Origin of the sequence: Klebsiella sp. LTGPAF-6F (assembly GCF_001753185.1) — a bacterium.
Taxonomy (GTDB): domain Bacteria; phylum Pseudomonadota; class Gammaproteobacteria; order Enterobacterales; family Enterobacteriaceae; genus Klebsiella; species Klebsiella michiganensis.
Map to the genome: position 1 here is coordinate 3,400,254 of NZ_CP017450.1, position 20,779 is coordinate 3,421,032.

The window sequence follows — 20,779 nt, forward strand, 5'->3', positions numbered from 1 at the left end:
CCAACAATAACATCGATACCTCCTTTGTATTATTAATTAAATATAATTCGTTCACATAATGGATATAACCAATAACAAATCTGAAACCATTTTTAACATGCATCGCCAGGAAGACACCAAAATAAAATGATAAAATTCAACAATATAAACAAATAATCAGTTCATGGAATCATTCGTGATTTAACATTAAGCCAAATTTCAGACAAATAAACACCTCACTAAACAGGGTTATCCGTAATAATAAAAAAGTGGCTAACAACCCGCTTTTTTTGATCTAAATCAATTGCAACGGCGCATGAAAGCGCAATATATAAATAACCCAATATTTTAATTTAACGCCCAACGAAGAGCTTTAAATAACGGTCAGCGCAATAACCAAAATCGACAATTAATAATTAAAGAAACTTTTGCAACTAAAGAAATCGAACGGTTAAGCGATGACCAAACCCTATTTTTAACTACTTGCAGATACTCATTATGAAAGAGAAAAAGACAACCATACCGCCTGCCGGTGCAGCAACAAATGCTGCTTATAAACGTCTGCTGATGATGGCGATGCCCATTATCGTTGCCGTCTTACTCTTATTCGTCCCGGTGCCCGACGGCCTTCCCCCTTACGCCTGGCACTACTTTGCCATTTTTGTCGGCGTGATCGTCGGTCTGATCTTCGAACCGCTGCCCGGCGCGGTCATCGGTATTACCGGCGTGGTGGTGATTGCGCTGTGCAGCCAGTGGCTGCTGTTCAGCCCTGAACAGCTGGCCGCGCCAGGGTTCAAGCTTGCCGGCGCCTCCTTTAAATGGGCGGTGAGCGGTTTCGGTAACTCCACCGTCTGGCTTATCTTCGGCGCCTTTATGTTTGCCGCCGGCTACGATAAGACCCAGTTTGGCCGCCGTCTGGCGCTGATCCTGGTGAAGTATCTCGGCCGCCGCAGCCTGACGCTGGGCTACGCCATTACCTTCGCCGACCTGCTGCTGGCGCCGTTTACCCCCTCCAACACCGCGCGCAGCGGGGGGACTATCTACCCGATTATCGCTAACCTGCCGCCACTGTACGGCTCTAAGCCCAACGACCCGAGCGCGCGCCGTATCGGCTCCTACCTGATGTGGGTGGCCATTACCGCCGCCTGTATCACCAGCTCGATGTTTCTCTCCGCACTGGCGCCGAACCTGCTGGCGCTGGCGCTGGTGAAAAGCATCGTCGGCATTAATATCTCCTGGGGCACCTGGTTTATCGCCTTCCTGCCGCTGGGTATCCTGCTGATTCTGGCAATGCCGCTGCTGGCCTACTGGTTCTACCCGCCGGAAGTGAAAGTCAACGATGAAGTGCCGCTGTGGGCCGCCCGCGAGCTGGAAAAACTTGGCCGCCTATCGCGCAATGAAATTCTGCTGCTGGTCTTCGTCTGCTTTGCGCTGATGATGTGGATCTTCGCCGCCGAATGGATTGAACCGGCGCTGGCCGCCCTGCTGGTTATCGTGCTGATGCTGTGGACCGGCGTACTTTCGTGGAATGACATCACCAGCAACAAAGCGGCGTGGAATACCTTTGCCTGGTTCGCGACCCTGGTGGCGCTGGCCGACGGCCTCTCCTCCACCGGTTTTATCGCCTGGCTGGGTAAAGAAGGCGGCGCGCTGATGAGCGGCATCTCCCCGGGCGTCGCGACCATCGTCCTGCTGCTGGCGTTCTATCTGCTGCACTATCTGTTCGCCAGCACCACCGCGCACACCACCGCGCTGCTGCCGGCCATGCTGACTATCGCCTCCACCATTCCGGGGATGAATATGCAGGTGTTCGTACTGCTGATGGTGACCTCGCTCGGCGTGATGGGGATTATCACCCCCTACGGTACCGGCCCCAGCCCAATCTACTACGGCAGCGGCTATCTGCCGACCAAAGACTACTGGCGTCTCGGCACCATTTTCGGCGCCATCTTCCTGGCCGCCCTGCTGCTGATTGGCTATCCGTGGATGTCCATGATGTTCTGATTCATAACCGTCGGGCCGAACCCCGGCGGTTTTACTCTTAGGGAGCAAAGCAATGTCGACTAAACCATTTGTCTATCAGGAAGCCTTTCCGCTAGCAAAAGATAAGACTGAATACTATCTGCTGAGCAAAGAGCACGTGTCCGTGGCCGAATTTGAAGGCCAGGAGATCCTCAAAGTAGACCCTCAGGCCCTCACCCTTCTGGCACAGCAGGCCTTTCACGATGCGGCGTTTATGCTGCGCGTTTCCCACCAAAAACAGGTCGCGCAGATCCTTCTCGACCCTGAAGCCAGCGATAACGATAAGTACGTGGCGCTACAGTTCCTGCGCAACTCTGAAATCGCGGCTAAAGGCGTGCTGCCCACCTGCCAGGATACCGGCACGGCGATTATTATGGGTAAGAAAGGCCAGCGCGTGTGGACCGGCGGCGGTGATGAAGCGGCCCTCGCCCGCGGCGTCTATAACACCTATACCGAGGATAACCTGCGCTATTCGCAGAACGCCGCGCTGGATATGTACAAAGAGGTCAATACCGGGACTAACCTGCCTGCGCAAATCGACCTCTACAGCGTCGACGGCGACGAATATAAATTTCTCTGTATGGCCAAAGGGGGCGGCTCGGCCAACAAAACCTATCTGTATCAGGAAACCAAAGCGTTAATCACTCCGGCGAAGTTGAAAAACTATCTCGTTGAGAAGATGCGCACGCTCGGTACCGCCGCCTGCCCGCCGTACCATATCGCCTTTGTGATTGGCGGTACCTCGGCAGAAGCGACGCTAAAAACGGTGAAGCTGGCCTCTACCCACTATTACGACGAACTGCCGACCGAAGGCAACGAACACGGCCAGGCCTTCCGCGATATTCAGCTGGAGCAGGAACTGCTGGTGGAGGCGCAAAACCTCGGTCTCGGCGCGCAGTTCGGCGGCAAATACTTCGCCCACGATATCCGCGTCATCCGCCTGCCGCGCCACGGCGCCTCCTGCCCGGTGGGCATGGGCGTCTCCTGTTCGGCGGATCGCAATATCAAAGCCAAAATCAACCGCCAGGGGATCTGGATTGAGAAACTGGAGAGCAACCCGGGTCAGTATATTCCCGAACATCTGCGCCAGCAGGGCGAAGGCAAGGTCGTCAGCATCGATCTTAATCAGCCGATGAGCGAGATTCTGGCCCAGCTTTCCGCCCATCCGGTCTCGACGCGTCTGACGCTCAACGGCACCATTATTGTGGCCCGCGATATCGCCCACGCGAAGCTGAAAGAGCTTATCGATAACGGTGAAGAACTGCCGCAGTACGTCAAAGATCATCCGATCTACTACGCCGGCCCGGCGAAAACCCCGGAAGGCTATGCGTCCGGCTCCCTTGGCCCCACCACCGCAGGCCGCATGGACTCTTACGTCGACCTGCTGCAATCCCACGGCGCAAGCATGGTGATGCTGGCCAAAGGCAACCGCAGCCAGCAGGTCACCGATGCCTGTCACAAGCACGGCGGTTTTTACCTCGGCAGCATCGGCGGTCCGGCTGCGGTGCTGGCGCAGCAGAGCATCAAGAGCCTGGAGTGCGTGGCCTATCCTGAACTGGGGATGGAAGCCATCTGGAAAATCGAAGTGGAAAACTTCCCGGCGTTTATTCTGGTGGATGACAAAGGCAATGACTTCTTCCAGCAGATCCAGAATAAGCAGTGCGCAGGCTGTTCGCAGCAAAGAGGATGATATTACCCGCCCCTGGCGGCGGGTAACCGTCGAAGGCCGTCGCATGACGGCCTGAGATGAGCGACAAACCTGCCTGGCGGCTAAATGGCATCCATCTCTTCAAATACCTGCTGCGCCAGATGCATCGTGGCGTTGGCGGCGGGCAGGCCGCAGTAGAGCGCGGAGTGCATAATCAGCTCTTTCAGCTCATCGCGGGTGACGCCGTTATTAAACGCCGCGCGCAGATGCATTTTCAGCTCTGCTTCGCGGTTCAGCGCAATCAGCATGGCGATAGTGATCATGCTGCGGGTATGATGATCGAGCCCCGGCCGGGTCCAGGTCTCTCCCCAGGCGTAGCGGGTAATAAAATCCTGGAACTCTTCATTCAGCGGCGTCAGCTTTTCCAGCGTCTTATCGACGTGAGCATCGCCGAGCACCTTCCGCCGGACCTCCATTCCCCGCTGATACCGCTGTTTATCGTCCATGCTTTTCCCCCTGAACAAAACCCAGCAGCGCCGAGCTGAACGCCCCCGGCGCTTCGATATTCGATAAATGCGAAGCCGCCAGCACGACGACTTCTGAGACCGGGATCTGCTGATGCAGGAAGTTGGCGTCCGCCACCGTTGTGACAGGGTCACTTTCTCCGGCGACGATCAGCACCGGAATCGCGATCTGCGCGACCTCTCCACGCAGATCGGCGGCGGCCAGCGCTTCGCAGCAGGCCGCATAGCCTTCAGCATCGATATGGGTCAGCTGGTGACACAGTGCTTCCACCACTTCCGGCGTCTTCTGGCGAAATGCGTGGGTAAACCAGCGGTCCGCGGCGCCTGCGGCGACCACTTCCATCCCTTCCTGACGCACCGTGCGGGCGCGCGACAGCCAGCCGGCCTGGTCGCCAATACGCGCAGCGGTGTTGGCAACGACCAGCCCCTGAAAACGTTCAGGGGCAAAGCGCCCCAGCCACAGACCGGTCAGGCCACCCATTGAAATCCCGCAGAACCAGGCTTTAGCGATATTAAGATGATCGAGCAGCGCAATCACATCTTCGCCGAGCTGCGCCAGCGTCACTTTACCGTTTTTACGGGTGGCGCCATGGCCGTGGGTATCGTAGCGCAGCACGCGAAAATGCTGCGTTAACGACTCAAGCTGCGGCTGCCACATCGCCCGGGTAGTGCCCAGCGAGTTAGAGAGAACGATGACCGGCGCGTCTTGCGGCCCGTCTATCTGATAATCAACATTCATAACGTTGCTCCTTATAGCGCGCCACAACCTGGCGCACGAAGAGTGCTGAGCTGCCGGTCGCCGTTGTCGGGTCCAGCAGTTGGGTTAAGCGGCTGGCGGAGAGATGCTCGCTGACCAGCGGATCGGTTTCCAGCACGCTTAACAGCGAACGTGACGCATCCAGCGCCTGGCGACACAGCGCCTCAACCCGGTGATGAGCCTCGGCTTTGCCGACAAACTCCGCCAGCGCCAGAGTGACGGCCTCGGCCATAATCAGGCCATGGGTGATATCGAGGTCGGCGCGCATCTTATGCGGGAAGACCTGCATGTCGCGGACCAGCGCTTCGCTCTGCGCCAGCGCGCCGCCGACGAGGGTTATCAGCTCCGGCAGCGTTTCCCACTCCGCCTGCCAGCCGCCCAGCGCCCGCTCGTGCTGCTGGATCTGCCCGGCATAGAGCGTTGCCACCAGTCCGGGCGTACGCTGGGCGGCGGTCAAAATAGCTGCGCAGGAGATGGGATTGCGTTTGTGCGGCATGGTAGACGATCCGCCGCGTCCTTCGGCGACCGGTTCACCCACCTCTGCAACCTCGGTTTGCATCAGCAGAGAAAAATCATTGGCGAATTTACCCAGCGTGCCGCAGACGCCCGCGTACCATGCCCCCACCTCCAGCAGCCGGTCACGCTGGCTGTGCCACGGCGCGTCCGGAAGCTGCAGGTCGAGAGTTTTCGCCAGCGCGCCAGCGATCCGCGGCGCCTGCGTTTTAAGGGAATCGAGGGTGCCCGCCGCGCCGCCAAACTGCAGCGCCAGCACCCTTGAGCGCATCTCTCGCAGACGCACCTGCCAGCGCAGCAGCGCATCCAGCGTCCCGGCCAGTTTCAGACCGAAGGTGACCGGCAGCGCATGCTGCATCCAGGTACGCCCGGGCATCACCGTATCCTGATAGCGCGCCGCCTGATGGGCTAACGCGTCGAGCAGTTGCTGCAGCAGGGAGTCCGTTTCCGCCAGCGCGCCGCGCAGTTGCAGGATAAAGCCGGTGTCGATAGCATCCTGGCTGGTCGCCCCCCAGTGTACGTAGCGCGCCGCCGCGTCATCCTGTTGTTTAACCCGCGCGGTCAGCTGTTTGACCAGCGGGATCGCCAGATTCCCGGCGCTGGCGGCGGCCTGCCCCAGCGCGGCAAAGTCGATGTTTTCGTGCCGGCAACTCTCAATAATGGGATTAAGCGCCGCCTGCGGCACGAGGCCGCATTCGACCTGAGCGCGAGCCAGCGCGGCTTCAAAATCCAGCATCCCCTGTACCCGCTGCGCATCGCTGAACCAGGCGGTCAGCGGACTGGTGCGCATCATCGGGGTCAACAAACTCATTATGGCTCCTTAAACGCGTTCTATAATCAGCGCGATCCCCTGACCGACGCCGATACACATGGTGCACAGCGCATAGCGCCCGCCGGTACGGCGCAGCTGGTACGCCGCGGTCATTGCCAGACGGCCGCCGGAGGCGCCCAGCGGATGTCCGAGGGCTATCGCGCCGCCGTTAGGGTTGACGTGCGCCGCATCGTCGGGCAGACCCAGATCGCGCGTGACCGCCAGCGCCTGAGCGGCAAAGGCCTCATTCAGTTCAATGACGTCCATCTGCCCAAGCGTTAGCCCGGTTTGCGCCAGCACCTTACGTACCGCCGGCGCCGGTCCAAATCCCATAATTCGCGGCGCCACCCCTGCCGTCGCGACGCCCACCACGCGGGCGAGCGGCTGTAAATCATTGGCGGCCAGCGCCTGCTCGCTGGCAAGCAGCAGCGCGCAGGCGCCGTCGTTGACTCCGGAAGCGTTACCTGCCGTCACCGTACCGTCGGCGCGCACCACGCCGCGCAGCCTGGCCAGCGCCTCCGCCGTGGTGCTGCGCGGGTGCTCATCGCGGCTAAAGAGTAGCGGTTCGCCCTTACGCTGCGGCACCGAGACGGCGATCAGTTCGTCGGCAAAGCGTCCGGCCTCCTGCGCCGCCGCCGTACGCAGCTGGCTACGCAGCGCAAACGCATCCTGATCCTCCCGCGAAATGGCGAAATCGTCCGCCACGTTTTCCGCCGTTTCCGGCATCGAATCCACGCCGTACAGCGCTTTCATCTGCGGGTTAATGAAGCGCCAGCCGATGGTGGTATCTTCCATCCGCATCGTGCGGCTAAAGGCGCTTTCGGCCTTGCCCATCACAAACGGCGCGCGCGACATGCTCTCCACGCCGCCGGCGATCATCAGCTGAGTTTCGCCGCTTTTAATCGCGCGCGCTGCGATACCGATCGCATCAAGGCTGGAACCGCACAGGCGGTTTACGGTACTACCCGGTACGCTTTCCGGCAGACCGGCCAGCAGCAGCGCCATGCGCGCGACGTTGCGGTTATCTTCCCCCGCCTGGTTAGCGCAGCCGTAAATCACATCGTCAATACGCGCCGGATCGAGTCCCGGGTTGCGCTCCAGCAGCACTTTCAGCGGCAGCGCCGCCAGATCGTCGGCGCGCAGGGCGGCCAGGGTACCGCCAAAGCGGCCGAACGGCGTCCGCACCGCATCACAGATAAATGCCTGATTCATCATAGGTTCCTTACGCGCTTTCCGCCAGTTGTGCAAAAGTCAGCGCCACCGGCGTGATGCGCTGCAGTTCCTCAAAAGAGAGGCCGTTAAAGATTTCCCGCACCACCGGGCCGCTTTCGCTGATATCGATGACCGCCAGGTCGGTGTAGATACGGCTGACGCAGCCGACGCCGGTCAGCGGATAGGTGCAGTGCTCTACCAGCTTGCACTCCCCGTCGCGGGTCAGGTGATCCATCATCACGAAGACCTGACGAGCGCCAATGGCCAAATCCATCGCTCCGCCGACGGCAGGAATGGCGTCGGGCGCGCCGGTACTCCAGTTCGCCAGATCGCCTCTGGCGGAAACCTGGTAAGCGCCAAGCACGCAGATATCGAGGTGCCCGCCGCGCATCATGGCGAAGGAGTCGCCGTGGTGAAAGTAGCAGCCGCCGTTGAGCAGAGTCACATACTCTTTCCCGGCGTTAATCAGCTCCGGATCCTCTTCCCCCGGCAGCGGTTTCGGCCCCATCCCCAGCAGGCCGTTTTCGCTGTGCAGAAAGATTTCTTTATCGGCAGGAAGATAGTTGGCGATGCGGGTGGGCAAGCCGATCCCCAGATTGACGTAAGCGCCTTCGGGAATATCGCGGGCCACGCGCTGGGCCATCTCATCGCGAGTCAGTTTTTGCATTAAGAGTTCCTCAGGCGCTTTTAGCGGCAATCAGGTTTTCCAGGGAGTAGACGCGCTGCACAAAAATGCCCGGGGTAATGATGCTTTCCGGGTCGAGATCGCCCAAGGGCACCAGCTGCGAAACTTCTACAATGGTGGTTTTCGCGGCGGTCGCCATAATCGGGCCAAAATTGCGCGCCGCTTTGCGATAAACCAGGTTTCCCCAGCGGTCGCCCTGGTGGGCTTTGATCAACGCGAAGTCGGCCCTGATGGGGTATTCGAGCACGTAATGACGCCCGTCGATTTCGCGGGTCTCTTTCCCCTCCGCCAGCGGCGTACCGTAGCCGGTGGGGGTAAACACCGCGCCGAGGCCAGCGCCTGCCGCCTGGATCCGCGCCGCGAGGTTGCCCTGCGGTACCAGCTCCAGCTCAACTTTGCCGCGGCGATAAAGGTCATCGAAAATCTGCGAATCAACCTGACGTGGGAATGAACAGATCATCTTTCGCACCCGACCGGCCTTCAGCAGCGCCGCCAGGCCGACTTCGCCGTTGCCCGCATTGTTGTTGATAATGGTTAAATCACGGGCCCCCTGTTCTATCAGAGCATCTATCAGGTACGTCGGCTGCCCGGCGGGGCCAAAACCGCCAATCATTATGGTCGCCCCGTCGTGGATCCCGGCGATGGCATCACGTAGCGTCGACACGCTTTTATCAATCATCAGGTCGCTCCTGTATGTGCGGTAATCGCACTTTTATTCGTTGTTCGCACAAAATGTGACCCGCTTAACGATGCTGGTCAAGGGCGATAATCGAAATATGGTGCGATAATCGAACATCGTGTATGTTTAGCGAAAGAATGTGATCGACGGCAAATACGGAGAAGAAAATGGAGAAGCATCCAGATGATTTACTGACGGGCGATAGCGATCCGTTTAAGGGCGATCCGAACTTTATGGCTTCGCTGGCGCGCGGGCTGGAGGTGATCCAGGCGTTTACTCCGCAGCGCCCGCTGCTCTCAATTTCGCAGATCAGCCAAAAGACCGGCATTCCGCGCGCGGCGGTGCGCCGCTGCCTGTATACGCTGAGCAAACTGGGCTTTGTTTACGCCGAAGATGGTAAAAATTTCCAGCTGCGACCGAAAATTCTGGCGCTGGGCCACGCCTGGCTTGCCTCCACGCCGCTGGCGCGTTCGGCGCAGCCGGTGCTGAAGCATTTAAGCGAAATGCTCAATGAGTCCTGCTCCATCGCCACTCTCGACGGCGACGACATTCTTTATATCGCTCGCGCGTCGAGTTCGCGCATTATGACCATCGATCTCGACATCGGCAGCCGCCTGCCCGCCTGGGCGACCTCCATGGGACGCGTGCTGCTGAGCTATCAGCCGGAGGAGAAGCTGAACGATATGCTGGGCCGGGTCACGATGATTCGCTATACCCCGCAAACCGTTGATTCGGTTGCAAAGCTGCGTACCGAACTTAAGCGCGTGCACCAGCAGGGCTACGCGCTTAACGATCAGGAGCTCGAGATGGGGCTGCGCTCGCTGGCGGTGCCGCTGTTTAACCCTCAGGGGCAGATTCAGGCGGCGCTGAACGTCGGCGTACACGCCGGGCAGGTCTCCACGCACGAGATGCTGGAGCGGGTGTTACCCGAGCTACAGAAAGCAGCCCGGGAACTGACGCTGCTGATGCGCTAGCGGCTATGCTTGGCGTGGCGCTCCCAGTTTTCCTGCTTTGCCTCCGCCGATTTTCGCAGGGCCACGTAGCAGGCGCCGCTGCCGCCGTGGTGCGGTAACGCCGCGCAGAACGCCTGGACTTCCGGGAGTTCCACCAGCCAGCGCGCCAGGTAGCTGCGAATAATATTGGCGTGCGCGTTATCGTCGCGCCCTTTGCCATGCACGATCAGCACATTACGCAGCCCCTCTTTTTGCGCCTGGACCACAAAAGCAAACAGATTCTGTCGGCACTTCTCCACCGGCTGGCGCAGCAGATTGAGGCTTGCCTGCTGGCCGTATTTGCCGCGCCGGAGCTTCTCCAGTACGCCGCTTTGCAGACCTTCCCGCTTAAACTCAAGGGCGGTTGCCAGCGGCACAATATCGAGATAGCCGGTGGTCAGAAAGTTATCCAGCTGCAGGGGATCAATCCGCTGCGCGGCGCGGGTATTGCGCGCGGGGTGCCAGTGAACGTCGTGATTATGTTTCAGAGGCTGAACGTCCTCCATGGCGCCAAGAAATAGGGATTTGTCGTCAAGGTTCATGCGCGCTCCTCCAGCTACTACCGGGTGGTTACTATAGCCGTCTCGCGGCGCCTCCTCAACGCGTTTAACCACTTCCGCGCGATTATGGAAACAGTTGTCGGCTCTGACGACGAAACAGCGTGATTAATGACGCGGTTAAGGGCGTTTGCCGCGTATCGCGGCGCTGAATCAGAAAATAGGTGGCTTTGGGTAACGCTTCGCGGATGGGGATCATCACCAGCTTATCCGCCATCATCGGGTCGTTGCCAAGTTCGACCGGCAGAATGCTGAGAAAATCGCTTTTCACCACCAGGCTAATGCACGAGGAGAAAGTCTCACAAACGATATCCACCTTTGGCGCCAGTCCGGCCTGGTTAAACATCTCCTGCAGCTGTTTGAAGTAGCTACCGCGCGGCGTCGGCATCGTCCAGTGGTGATCGAGCAGCTCGGTCAGTGAAGTGACCTGTGCCGCCGGGTGACCGGCGCGGGCGAATACCGCGAAGGGTTTCTCAAATAGCTTCTCAAAACTGAATTCATGATCGTAGGGGCCGGGATAGTAAGTATTGATGGTGAAATCCAGCTCACCCTGACGCAGTTCATTAATCATCGCCAGCAGCTGTCCTTCCATAATCCGCACCTTCACCAGCGGATGCTGCTGATGAAAGCGGCAAATAACCGAAGGCATCAGCGAACGCGCTACGCTGGCACCAAGGCCGATATTAATCTGCCCGGCCTGCTCGCCCTGACGTTGCAGCAATTCATCCTGCGCCACCCGCAGCTCTTCCAGGATCAGGCTCGCATGTTGATAAAAACTTTCGCCATTTTCGGTCAGCGCCACCCCCTGGCTACGGCGCACAAACAGCTGCGCGGAGAGCCCCTCTTCCAGCTCTTTAATCGCTTTGGTCAACGCCGGCTGCGAAATCGCCAACGCCCGGCTGGCGCCGCGAATACTTCCTTCGCGCGCGACCTCAACGAAGGCGCGAATGTGGTGAAATTTAATCTGAAATGACATGTTGTGAGTGATAACCAATGTTTATCAGACAGAAGAAAATGACATCTACTGTAATCGATCGTGCTGTGGCAGGTTAAGGATGAGAGTGCATGAAAGTGATAGGTGATAAGTAAAGGCTATCACTTCGTGAATACCATCACAGTTTTTGCTTATAACGGGAAAGGTTATGCCGCAACTTTATGATTTCATCAACCAGCTGGCGCCAAAAATGACCGAATGGCGTCGCGATTTTCACCTGCATGCGGAATCCGGCTGGCTGGAGTTCCGCACCGCCAGCAAAGTGGCGGAAGTATTAGACGGTCTGGGTTATCAGCTGGCGCTGGGGCGCGACGTTATCGATGCCGATAGCCGTATGGGCCTGCCTGATGAAGAGACGCTGGCGCAGGCGTTCCAGCGCGCCCGCGCGCAGGGTGCGCCTGAACGCTGGCTACCGGCGTTTGAAGGCGGCTTCGCCGGAGTGGTGGCGACCCTCGATACCGGGCGGCCGGGGCCGACGCTGGCGTTTCGCGTCGACATGGATGCGCTCGATCTCAACGAGCAGCATGACGATAGTCACCGCCCGCATCGCGATCGTTTTGCCTCCTGCAACGACGGTATGATGCATGCCTGCGGCCACGACGGTCACACCGCAATCGGGCTGGGTCTGGCGCACGTGCTGAAGGAGTATGCCGCGCAGCTCAACGGGACGATCAAGCTGATTTTCCAGCCGGCGGAAGAAGGTACCCGCGGCGCGCGCGCCATGGTCGCGGCGGGCGTACTTGATGAGGTGGATTACTTTACCGCCATTCATATCGGTACCGGCGTCCCTGCCGGCACCGTCGTCTGCGGCGGCGATAACTTTATGGCCACCACCAAATTCGATGTGCAGTTCAGCGGCGTCGCCGCCCACGCTGGCGGTAAACCGGAAGATGGCCGTAACGCGCTACTGGCGGCGGCCCAGGCCGCCCTTGCCCTGCACGCCATCGCGCCGCACAGCGCCGGGGCGTCAAGGGTTAACGTCGGCGTCATGCAGGCCGGTACCGGACGTAACGTGGTTCCCTCCTCCGCGCTATTAAAAGTCGAAACCCGTGGCGAAACCGATGCCATTAACCAGTACGTCTTTGAGCGGGCTAAACAGGCGATCGCCGGCGCGGCGACCATGTATGAAGCCAGTTACCAGCTGCAGCTGATGGGCGCGGCCACCTCCAGCGCCCCGTCGCCGGCGTGGGTGGACTATCTGCGCCAGCAGACGGCCCAGGTCCCCGGCGTTAAACAGGCTGTCGATCGTATCGCTGCCCCGGCGGGTTCAGAGGATGCCACTCTGATGATGGCCCGGGTCCAGGAGCGCGGCGGTCTCGCCTCATACATGATATTCGGCACGGAACTGAGCGCCGGTCACCACAATGAAAAATTCGATTTCGACGAGAACGTGATGACCCTGGCCGTCGAAACGTTAGCACGCGTCGCCCTGAACTTTCCCTGGCAGCGAGGTGTGTAATGGAACACGTTTATCAATTTGTCGATGACGTTATTGAGGGGCGGCGCAACGATTTTTGCGCCATTGCCGATGATATCTGGGACCATCCGGAAACCCGCTTTCAGGAGTTCTGGTCCGCTGCGCGTTTGGCCGATGCGCTGGAAGCGGAAGGCTTTCAATTGACCCGCAATGCCGGCGGGATCCCCAACGCCTTTATCGCCAGCTTCGGCGCGGGCCAACCGGTGATTGCCCTCCTCGGCGAATTTGACGCCCTGGCGGGGCTCAGCCAGCGGGCCCACTGCGCGGAACCCGCGTCTTCGACGCCGGGAGAAAACGGCCACGGGTGCGGGCATAATCTGCTTGGTACGGCGGCGTTCGCCGCCGCGCTCGCCGCCAGGAACTGGCTGCAGCAACAGGGCGGCGCTGGCACGCTTCGCTTCTATGGCTGTCCCGGCGAGGAAGGCGGCTCGGGGAAAACCTTCATGGTCCGCGAGGGGTTATTCGATGACATCGATGCCGCTCTGACCTGGCATCCGGAAGCCTGGGCCGGGATGTTCAGCACCCGTACCCTTGCCAACATTCAGGCGGCATGGCGGTTTACCGGCACCGCGGCGCACGCGGCAAACTCGCCGCATTTGGGCCGCAGCGCGCTGGATGCCGTGACGCTGATGACCACCGGCAGCAACTTCCTTAACGAACATATTATCGAAAAAGCGCGGGTGCACTACGCCATCACCGATACCGGCGGCGTCTCCCCCAACGTTGTTCAGGCGCAGGCGGAGGTGCTGTATCTCATTCGCGCGCCGGAAATGGCCGACGCGCAGCAAATCTTCGCCCGGATCGAGAAAATCGCCCAGGGCGCGGCGTTGATGACCGAGACCCGCGTCAGCTGTCGCTTCGAAAAAGCCTGTTCCAGCTATCTGCCCAACCGCACGCTGGAAGCGGCGATGTATCAGGCGGTTTGCCATTACGGCACGCCGCCCTGGAGCACGGAAGAGCGCGCATTCGCCGCCGAAATTCGCGCAACCTTGAGCGCGAACGATATCAATAACAGCCTGAAAAACATTGCCGACACCGGCGGCGAGGACGGGAAAGCGTTCGCCCGCCGCCACCGCGAAACGCGCCTGATCGATGAAGTGGCGCCGTGGGCGGCAACGGACAACATCCTTGCGGGCTCTACCGACGTCGGCGACGTGAGCTGGAAGGCCCCCGTGGCCCAGTGCTTCAGCCCCTGTTTTGCCGTCGGGACGCCGCTGCACTCCTGGCAACTGGTGAGCCAGGGCAGAACCTCCATCGCCCACAAAGGGATGCTGCTGGCCGGGAAAGTGCTGGGCGCGACGGCCATTCGTCTGTTCAGCGACAGGGCGTTACTGACCGCCAGCCAGCAGGAACTGGCGCAGGTCTTAGCCGAAAGGCCCTACCGGTGCCCCATTCCACAGGAGGTCAAGCCTTCGATTTTAAAATAATAAAAGCCCCGTGGATGGAGTACGGCAACGCGGTAATCGCCAAAAAAATAACGGCTGACACGCCCAGGGGTAAAGAGACAACCAACACAACAACGACAACTGAGGAACGCCCATGAGTATGTCATCCATACCGTCGCCTTCCCCCACCGGTAAGCTTTATGGCTGGGTTGAAAAAATAGGTAACAAGGTCCCGCATCCGTTTTTACTGTTTATCTATCTGATTGTGGCGTTAATGGTCGCCACCGCCATCCTGTCGGCGCTGAACGTCGGGGTACAGAACCCCACCGACGGCTCGCGAGTGGTGGTGAAAAATTTGCTTAGCATTGAAGGATTGCACTGGTTTTTACCGAACGTCATTAAGAACTTCAGCGGTTTCGCGCCGCTGGGGGCCATTCTGGCTCTGGTGCTGGGGGCCGGTTTTGCGGAACGAGTGGGCCTGCTGCCTTCGCTGATGGTGAAAATGTCATCCCACGTTAGCGCCCGTTACGCCAGCTATATGGTGCTGTTTATCGCCTTCTTTAGCCACATCTCTTCCGATGCCGCGCTGGTGATTATGCCGCCGCTGGGCGCCCTGATGTTCCTCGCCGTCGGCCGCCACCCTGTTGCCGGGCTGCTGGCGGCCATCGCCGGCGTCGGCTGCGGCTTCACGGCCAATCTGCTCATCGTCACCACCGATGTCCTGCTCTCTGGCATCAGCACCGAAGCGGCAAAAACCCTTGACGCCTCGCTCCACGTCAGCGTGATTGATAACTGGTATTTTATGGCAACCTCAGTGATCGTTCTCACGCTGGTTGGCGGATTGATTACCGATAAACTGGTGGAACCGCGGTTAGGGCAATGGCAAGGCAACAGCGATGAAACGCTGCAGACGTTGACGGCGGAACAGCGCTTCGGCCTGCGCGTGGCCGGCGTGGCCGCGCTGTTATTCGTGGCGGCGATCGCGCTGATGGTCGTGCCGGAAAACGGTATCCTGCGCGATCCCATCAAGCATACCGTGATGCCTTCGCCGTTTATAAAAGGGATCGTCCCGCTCATTATCTTTTTCTTCTTCGTCGTTTCACTGGCCTACGGCATCGCCACCGGCAAAATTCGCCGCCAGGCCGATCTGCCTCAGCTGATGATTGAGCCGATGAAAGAGATGGCAGGTTTTATCGTGATGGTCTTCCCGCTGGCCCAGTTCGTCGCCATGTTCAACTGGAGCAATATGGGGAAATTTATGGCCGTCGGCTTGACGGATCTGCTGGAGAGCGCGGGAATGAACGGCGTACCGGCGTTTGTCGGCCTGGCGCTGCTATCCGCCTTTTTGTGTATGTTTATCGCCAGCGGTTCGGCAATCTGGTCGATTCTGGCGCCGATTTTCGTGCCGATGTTTATGCTGCTGGGCTTTCACCCGGCATTCGCGCAGATTCTGTTTCGCATCGCCGACTCATCGGTGCTGCCGCTGGCGCCGGTATCGCCGTTTGTGCCGCTATTTCTCGGCTTCTTACAGCGCTACCGGCCCGACGCTAAGCTTGGAACCTACTACTCGCTGGTCTTGCCTTATCCATTAATATTCCTTGCCGTCTGGCTACTGCTGCTGGTTGGCTGGTACCTCGTGGGGCTGCCCATCGGACCGGGTATTTATCCGCGATTACCTTAACGTCGCGACAGGCCAGGGAAGGCCACAAAAACGTTAACGCCAGGTCGTGCGGTTACTGATGACTTTATACAGTCCTTCAATCGCCAAAGCGATCAGATGAATTACTAAGCCGCTGATAATCACAATTACAACGCCAGTCATCATATATTGCATATCACCACCTTTGTTGGTAAAAACCCGCGCAGAAACGCCGGGAAATCATGGACTCTAGGAAAGCCAGTCTGTTTATCTGCCGCGCCGGATGGTTGCCGGTGAATTCGCCGCCGGATAAAGGTAGCAAAATCGCCTTGCCAACGCGTCTGCGAGTGAATGTAAAAATAAACATCGCTTTCCTCACCTCATAATTAATAGCCCATGCTGACCCTGTTTGTTGACCTTTTCGGAGTATGGTTTGCCCGCATCGCGTCGTGCTATGGTGATGCCCTGCCAAAATAACCTCGCTGAAGGAGGACCGATGCTCACGCTGTTGCAAGATAAAATTGACACCCCGCTGGGGCCGCTGTGGGTGATTTGCGATGAGCAGTTTAACCTGCGGGCCGTTGAGTGGGATCAGCACCGCGACCGCATGGAACAACTGCTGGATGTGCATTATCGCCGTGAAGGCTACCAACGCGTTGATTCGCGTAATCCCGGTAACCTGAGCCGTAAGCTTAGCGATTACTTCGCGGGCGATCTCGCCGTTATCGACACCTTACCTACCGCCACCGGCGGGACGCCGTTTCAGCGGGAAGTCTGGCAAACGCTGCGCACCATCCCCTGCGGCCAGGTCATGCACTACGGTCAGCTCGCGGAGGCGCTGGGACGTCCGGGCGCGGCGCGCGCCGTGGGTGCCGCCAACGGTTCAAATCCTGTCAGTATTGTGGTGCCCTGCCACCGGGTGATCGGGCGTAACGGCACCATGACGGGTTACGCCGGCGGCGTGCAGCGAAAAGAGTGGCTATTGCGTCACGAAGGCTATCTGCTCCTTTGACCGTAAGTGCCTTTTCTGGAATCTTCCGGTAATTTTACAATCCAACATCGCCAGATAACTTATTCATAATCAATGAGATAAAATGGGTAACTGATTTACCCTTTTAATATTACGTGTTTCAGGGGTTCGAGACTTACCTGCTCACCAAAAAGATGTTAAAATTGACCAATATCAATTAAAGCCTGAGCAGACTTATGATCCCGGAAAAGCGAATTATACGACGCATTCAGTCTGGCGGTTGTGCAATCCATTGCCAGGATTGCAGCATTAGCCAGCTTTGCATCCCTTTTACTCTGAACGAGCATGAGCTTGACCAGCTTGATAACATCATCGAGCGGAAAAAGCCTATCCAGAAAGGACAGACCTTGTTCAAAGCCGGTGATGAGCTGAAATCGCTGTATGCAATTCGTTCTGGCACCATTAAAAGCTACACCATCACCGAACAGGGCGATGAGCAGATCACCGGTTTTCATCTGGCCGGCGATTTGGTCGGCTTTGACGCTATCGGCACCGCCCACCACCCGAGCTTTGCCCAGGCGCTGGAAACCTCAATGGTCTGCGAGATTCCGTTTGAAACGCTGGACGACCTCTCCGGTAAGATGCCGAACCTGCGTCAGCAGATGATGCGTCTGATGAGCGGCGAGATCAAAGGCGATCAGGATATGATCCTGCTGCTTTCTAAAAAGAACGCAGAGGAGCGCCTGGCGGCCTTTATCTACAATCTGTCCCGCCGTTTCGCGCAGCGCGGCTTCTCGCCGCGTGAGTTCCGCCTCACCATGACACGTGGCGATATCGGCAACTATCTGGGCCTGACGGTTGAAACCATCAGCCGCCTGCTGGGACGTTTCCAGAAGAGCGGTATGCTGGCGGTTAAAGGCAAATATATCACCATCGAAAACAGCGACCTGCTGGCGCAGCTTGCTGGCCAGGCCCGCAACGTCGCCTGATAGTCCTCCCGTATCCGGCCGGATCGCGAATTTTTTTCTAATTTGTTGATCTGGCCAGGCTCATCCCCTGTTTCATTTCATCCATATAGGTTATCTTTTTAATACAGACTGTAGTTACAGTTGTAAGGAGACCCTGTATGGCGAAGTATCAGAACATGCTGGTAGTAATCGACCCCAATCAGGACGACCAGCCTGCATTGCGGCGCGCGGTGTATCTGCACCAACGGATTGGTGGCCGCATCAAAGCCTTTTTGCCGATCTATGATTTTTCTTATGAAATGACCACCCTGCTCTCCCCCGACGAACGCACGGCCATGCGCCAGGGCGTCATCGGGCAGCGTACCGCCTGGATCCGCGTGCAGGCAAAATTCTATATAGAGTCCGGCGTGCCCATTGATATTAAAGTGGTGTGGCACAATCGTCCCTTCGAAGCCATTATTCAGGAAATCATCAGCGACAAGCATGATTTAGTGCTGAAGATGGCGCACCAGCACGACAAGCTGGAAGCGGTGATTTTCACCCCAACGGACTGGCACCTGCTGCGTAAATGCCCATGTCCGGTCTGGATGGTCAAAGATCAGCCGTGGCCGGAAGGCGGTAAAGCGCTGGTGGCGGTCAATCTCGCCAGTGAAGAGAACTACCACAACGCGCTCAATGAAAAACTGGTCAGAGAAACCATTGAGCTGGCGGAACAGGTTAACCATACAGAGGTTCACCTGGTGGGCGCCTATCCCGTCACGCCCATCAATATCGCGATTGAGCTCCCTGATTTTGACCCCAGCGTCTATAACGACGCCATTCGCGGTCAGCATCTGCTGGCCATGAAAGCGCTGCGGCAAAAATTCGGTATCGATGAAGGCCGCACCCACGTTGAAAAAGGGTTACCTGAGGAGGTCATTCCCGACCTTTCAGAGCATCTTCAGGCGGGGATCGTGGTACTGGGTACGATTGGTCGAACCGGACTCTCGGCAGCCTTCCTCGGCAATACCGCTGAACAGGTTATTGACCACCTGCGCTGCGACCTGCTGGCTCTGAAGCCGGACCAGTACCAGACGCCGGTTGAGCTGGACGACGAAGAAGACGATTAGTCCGTTGACTTCATTCGTGGTAATAAGACGTCATCCCCCGCCCGCGCGGGGGATTTTTTTGCATCCCATTAACAAAAATAAAGGGCCATTTGGCCCCGATTTCAACAGCTTTGTGGGTAACGAAAACGTTAGTGGATACCTAAGCGCCAGGCGTGATCGATCTCTTCTTTAAGCTCCATGGACGAAAGCGCCATTAAATCGGCGAACTCAAGTTCCAGCAATTTCAGCTTTTTCAGATACTGCGCGGGGGTTAAAGCAGCGGGGTCACGGCGCAGAAATTCGATGGCCAGTTGCGTGGGGGTTAACTCGGTATCCATAATATCCTCAGTTTGGGTGAAAAACGGCCTATTGTAACACCTTCGCCTGATTATTTTATGAGCAAATAACCCCTTCGTTGCCTATATAAAAAAGCCGTCTCAGAAGAGACGGCTTAAGAAGCACTGGTTTTAAACGACCAGGCCTTACAACGCTTTCAGAATCGCATCGACGCTGGCTTTGGCATCGCCAAACAGCATGTGGGTGTTCTCTTTAAAGAACAGCGGGTTTTGTACGCCAGCGTAGCCGGTGTTCATTGAACGTTTAAATACAATGACGTTCTGCGCTTTCCACACTTCCAGCACCGGCATACCGGCGATCGGGCTGCCCGGATCGTCCTGCGCGGCCGGGTTCACCGTGTCGTTAGCGCCGATGACCAGTACGGTGTCGGTATCGGAGAAATCATCGTTGATCTCATCCATTTCCAGCACGATGTCATACGGGACTTTAGCTTCCGCCAGCAGGACGTTCATATGGCCCGGCAGACGCCCGGCAACCGGATGAATACCGAAACGCACTTTGATTCCGCGCGCGCGCAGTCTTTCAGTGATTTCCGCGACCGGATACTGGGCCTGCGCAACCGCCATGCCGTAGCCCGGGGTGATGATGACCGACTGAGAACCTTTCAGCATCTCAGCGGTTTCTTCGGCGCTGATTTCACGGTGCTCGCCCACTTCTTCATCACCTGTGGACGCCGTGCCGTCAGAACCAAAACCGCCAGCAATCACGCTGAAGAACGAACGGTTCATCGCCTTACACATGATGTAGGACAGAATTGCACCGGAAGAACCTACCAGCGCACCGGTTACGATCAGCAGGTCGTTGCTGAGCATAAAGCCCGCCGCCGCTGCCGCCCAGCCGGAGTAGGAGTTCAGCATTGATACCACGACCGGCATATCAGCGCCGCCGATGGAGGCCACCAGGTGCCAGCCAAACGCCAGGGCAATCACGGTCATCACCAGCAGGCACAGTACCTGCATGCCGATGCTGTCGGTACGCACGAAAACGATCAGCAGCAGGAAAGAAATGACCAGCGCCGCCAGGTTTAGCTTATGACGGTTCGGCAGCATCAGCGGCTTAGAAGACATCTTGCCGCACAGCTTGCCAAACGCCACAACGGAACCCGTAAAGGTCACCGCGCCGATGAAGATACCGAGGAACACTTCGGTCAGATGAATATTGACCAGAATCTGTTCCATACCGGTTTCATGCTGCAGATAGCTGTTAAAGCCAACCAGTACCGCCGCCAGGCCCACGAAGCTGTGCAGAATCGCCACCAGCTCCGGCATCTCGGTCATTTCAACTTTCTTCGCCAGGCGAATACCGATCGCGCCGCCGATAACCATCGCCAGCAGGATCCACGCGACGTTGCTGCTATCCGGCCCCAGAATGGTCGCCACCAGCGCAATCGCCATCCCGGCAATGCCGTAGTAGTTCCCCTGCTGGGAGGTTTCGTGTTTGGAAAGCCCCGCCAGGCTAAAAATAAACAGAATCGCGGCAACAATGTATGCAGCTGTAACTAATCCACCAGACATTTGTTACC

19 protein-coding genes are annotated in these 20,779 nt (G+C 58.0%); 9 read left to right on the forward strand and 10 right to left on the reverse strand.

The window, feature by feature from the left end; all coding sequences use genetic code 11:
* The first annotated feature begins 477 nt into the window (after positions 1–477).
* On the forward strand, positions 478–1,983 hold the full coding sequence (locus tag BJF97_RS15895; protein ID WP_032694457.1) for an anion permease: 1,506 nt from the start codon (positions 478–480) through the stop codon (positions 1,981–1,983).
* 52 nt (positions 1,984–2,035) lie between these two features.
* Entirely contained in the window at positions 2,036–3,691 is a 1,656-nt protein-coding gene (gene fumA, locus BJF97_RS15900) for a class I fumarate hydratase FumA (protein WP_025105803.1), read from the forward strand.
* A gap of 80 nt (positions 3,692–3,771) precedes the next feature.
* On the opposite strand, the gene pcaC is transcribed toward fumA, so the two are convergent.
* Genes pcaC through BJF97_RS15930 form a run of 6 tightly spaced genes read right to left on the reverse strand, consistent with a single transcriptional unit; the run spans position 3,772 to position 8,830 of the window.
* On the reverse strand, positions 3,772–4,155 hold the full coding sequence (gene pcaC / locus BJF97_RS15905) for a 4-carboxymuconolactone decarboxylase (RefSeq protein ID WP_032692811.1): 384 nt from the start codon (positions 4,153–4,155) through the stop codon (positions 3,772–3,774).
* The gene (gene pcaD / locus BJF97_RS15910) at positions 4,145–4,912 is read right to left on the reverse strand and encodes a 3-oxoadipate enol-lactonase (RefSeq protein WP_032692809.1); all 768 of its coding nucleotides are present in this window, start codon (positions 4,910–4,912) and stop codon (positions 4,145–4,147) included. Before pcaD ends, pcaC begins: the two co-directional genes overlap by 11 nt.
* Positions 4,902–6,254, reverse strand: a complete 1,353-nt coding sequence (locus tag BJF97_RS15915; RefSeq protein WP_032692808.1) for a 3-carboxy-cis,cis-muconate cycloisomerase — start codon at positions 6,252–6,254, stop codon at positions 4,902–4,904. Before BJF97_RS15915 ends, pcaD begins: the two co-directional genes overlap by 11 nt.
* A 9-nt stretch (positions 6,255–6,263) precedes the next feature.
* Positions 6,264–7,466, reverse strand: a complete 1,203-nt coding sequence (gene pcaF, locus BJF97_RS15920) for a 3-oxoadipyl-CoA thiolase (protein WP_032692806.1) — start codon at positions 7,464–7,466, stop codon at positions 6,264–6,266.
* A gap of 10 nt (positions 7,467–7,476) precedes the next feature.
* A complete protein-coding gene (locus BJF97_RS15925; RefSeq protein ID WP_014838643.1) occupies positions 7,477–8,133 on the reverse strand; it encodes a 3-oxoacid CoA-transferase subunit B in 657 nt (218 codons plus the stop codon).
* Positions 8,134–8,143: 10 nt separating this feature from the next.
* On the reverse strand, positions 8,144–8,830 hold the full coding sequence (locus BJF97_RS15930) for a 3-oxoacid CoA-transferase subunit A (RefSeq protein WP_014229558.1): 687 nt from the start codon (positions 8,828–8,830) through the stop codon (positions 8,144–8,146).
* A 167-nt stretch (positions 8,831–8,997) separates the two neighbouring features.
* Between BJF97_RS15930 and BJF97_RS15935 the strand changes: the two genes are divergently transcribed.
* Positions 8,998–9,804, forward strand: coding sequence for an IclR family transcriptional regulator domain-containing protein (locus BJF97_RS15935; protein WP_004851343.1), 807 nt, complete (start codon positions 8,998–9,000; stop codon positions 9,802–9,804).
* Here BJF97_RS15935 and smrA read toward each other — a convergent pair.
* Positions 9,801–10,364 carry a DNA endonuclease SmrA gene (gene smrA / locus BJF97_RS15940; RefSeq protein ID WP_004851345.1) on the reverse strand — a complete coding sequence of 188 codons (564 nt, stop codon included), beginning with the start codon at positions 10,362–10,364 and terminating at the stop codon, positions 9,801–9,803. The two genes, BJF97_RS15935 and smrA, sit on opposite strands and share 4 nt — an antisense overlap.
* An 82-nt stretch (positions 10,365–10,446) precedes the next feature.
* Complete coding sequence (locus BJF97_RS15945) at positions 10,447–11,355, reverse strand: LysR family transcriptional regulator (protein ID WP_032692803.1); 909 nt, start codon at positions 11,353–11,355, stop codon at positions 10,447–10,449.
* 166 nt (positions 11,356–11,521) lie between these two features.
* Between BJF97_RS15945 and BJF97_RS15950 the strand changes: the two genes are divergently transcribed.
* From BJF97_RS15950 to uspE, 6 genes are all read left to right on the forward strand, one after another.
* Positions 11,522–12,832, forward strand: coding sequence for a M20 family metallo-hydrolase (locus tag BJF97_RS15950; protein WP_014229561.1), 1,311 nt, complete (start codon positions 11,522–11,524; stop codon positions 12,830–12,832).
* Positions 12,832–14,277, forward strand: coding sequence for a M20 family metallopeptidase (locus BJF97_RS15955; RefSeq protein ID WP_014838644.1), 1,446 nt, complete (start codon positions 12,832–12,834; stop codon positions 14,275–14,277). Before BJF97_RS15950 ends, BJF97_RS15955 begins: the two co-directional genes overlap by 1 nt.
* 112 nt (positions 14,278–14,389) lie before the next feature.
* On the forward strand, positions 14,390–15,916 hold the full coding sequence (gene abgT / locus BJF97_RS15960; protein ID WP_014838645.1) for a p-aminobenzoyl-glutamate transporter: 1,527 nt from the start codon (positions 14,390–14,392) through the stop codon (positions 15,914–15,916).
* A gap of 454 nt (positions 15,917–16,370) precedes the next feature.
* A complete protein-coding gene (ogt, locus tag BJF97_RS15965; protein WP_014229564.1) occupies positions 16,371–16,886 on the forward strand; it encodes a methylated-DNA--[protein]-cysteine S-methyltransferase in 516 nt (171 codons plus the stop codon).
* Between the two features lie 194 nt (positions 16,887–17,080).
* Entirely contained in the window at positions 17,081–17,833 is a 753-nt protein-coding gene (fnr, locus tag BJF97_RS15970; RefSeq protein WP_004851364.1) for a fumarate/nitrate reduction transcriptional regulator Fnr, read from the forward strand.
* A gap of 137 nt (positions 17,834–17,970) precedes the next feature.
* Positions 17,971–18,921 carry a universal stress protein UspE gene (gene uspE / locus BJF97_RS15975; RefSeq protein ID WP_032692801.1) on the forward strand — a complete coding sequence of 317 codons (951 nt, stop codon included), beginning with the start codon at positions 17,971–17,973 and terminating at the stop codon, positions 18,919–18,921.
* Positions 18,922–19,049: 128 nt separating this feature from the next.
* Here uspE and BJF97_RS15980 read toward each other — a convergent pair whose 3' ends face one another.
* Positions 19,050–19,238, reverse strand: a complete 189-nt coding sequence (locus BJF97_RS15980; RefSeq protein WP_004102581.1) for a YdiH family protein — start codon at positions 19,236–19,238, stop codon at positions 19,050–19,052.
* Positions 19,239–19,382: 144 nt separating this feature from the next.
* Positions 19,383–20,771, reverse strand: a complete 1,389-nt coding sequence (gene pntB / locus BJF97_RS15985; RefSeq protein ID WP_004851370.1) for a Re/Si-specific NAD(P)(+) transhydrogenase subunit beta — start codon at positions 20,769–20,771, stop codon at positions 19,383–19,385.
* Between the last annotated feature and the right edge of the window lie 8 nt (positions 20,772–20,779).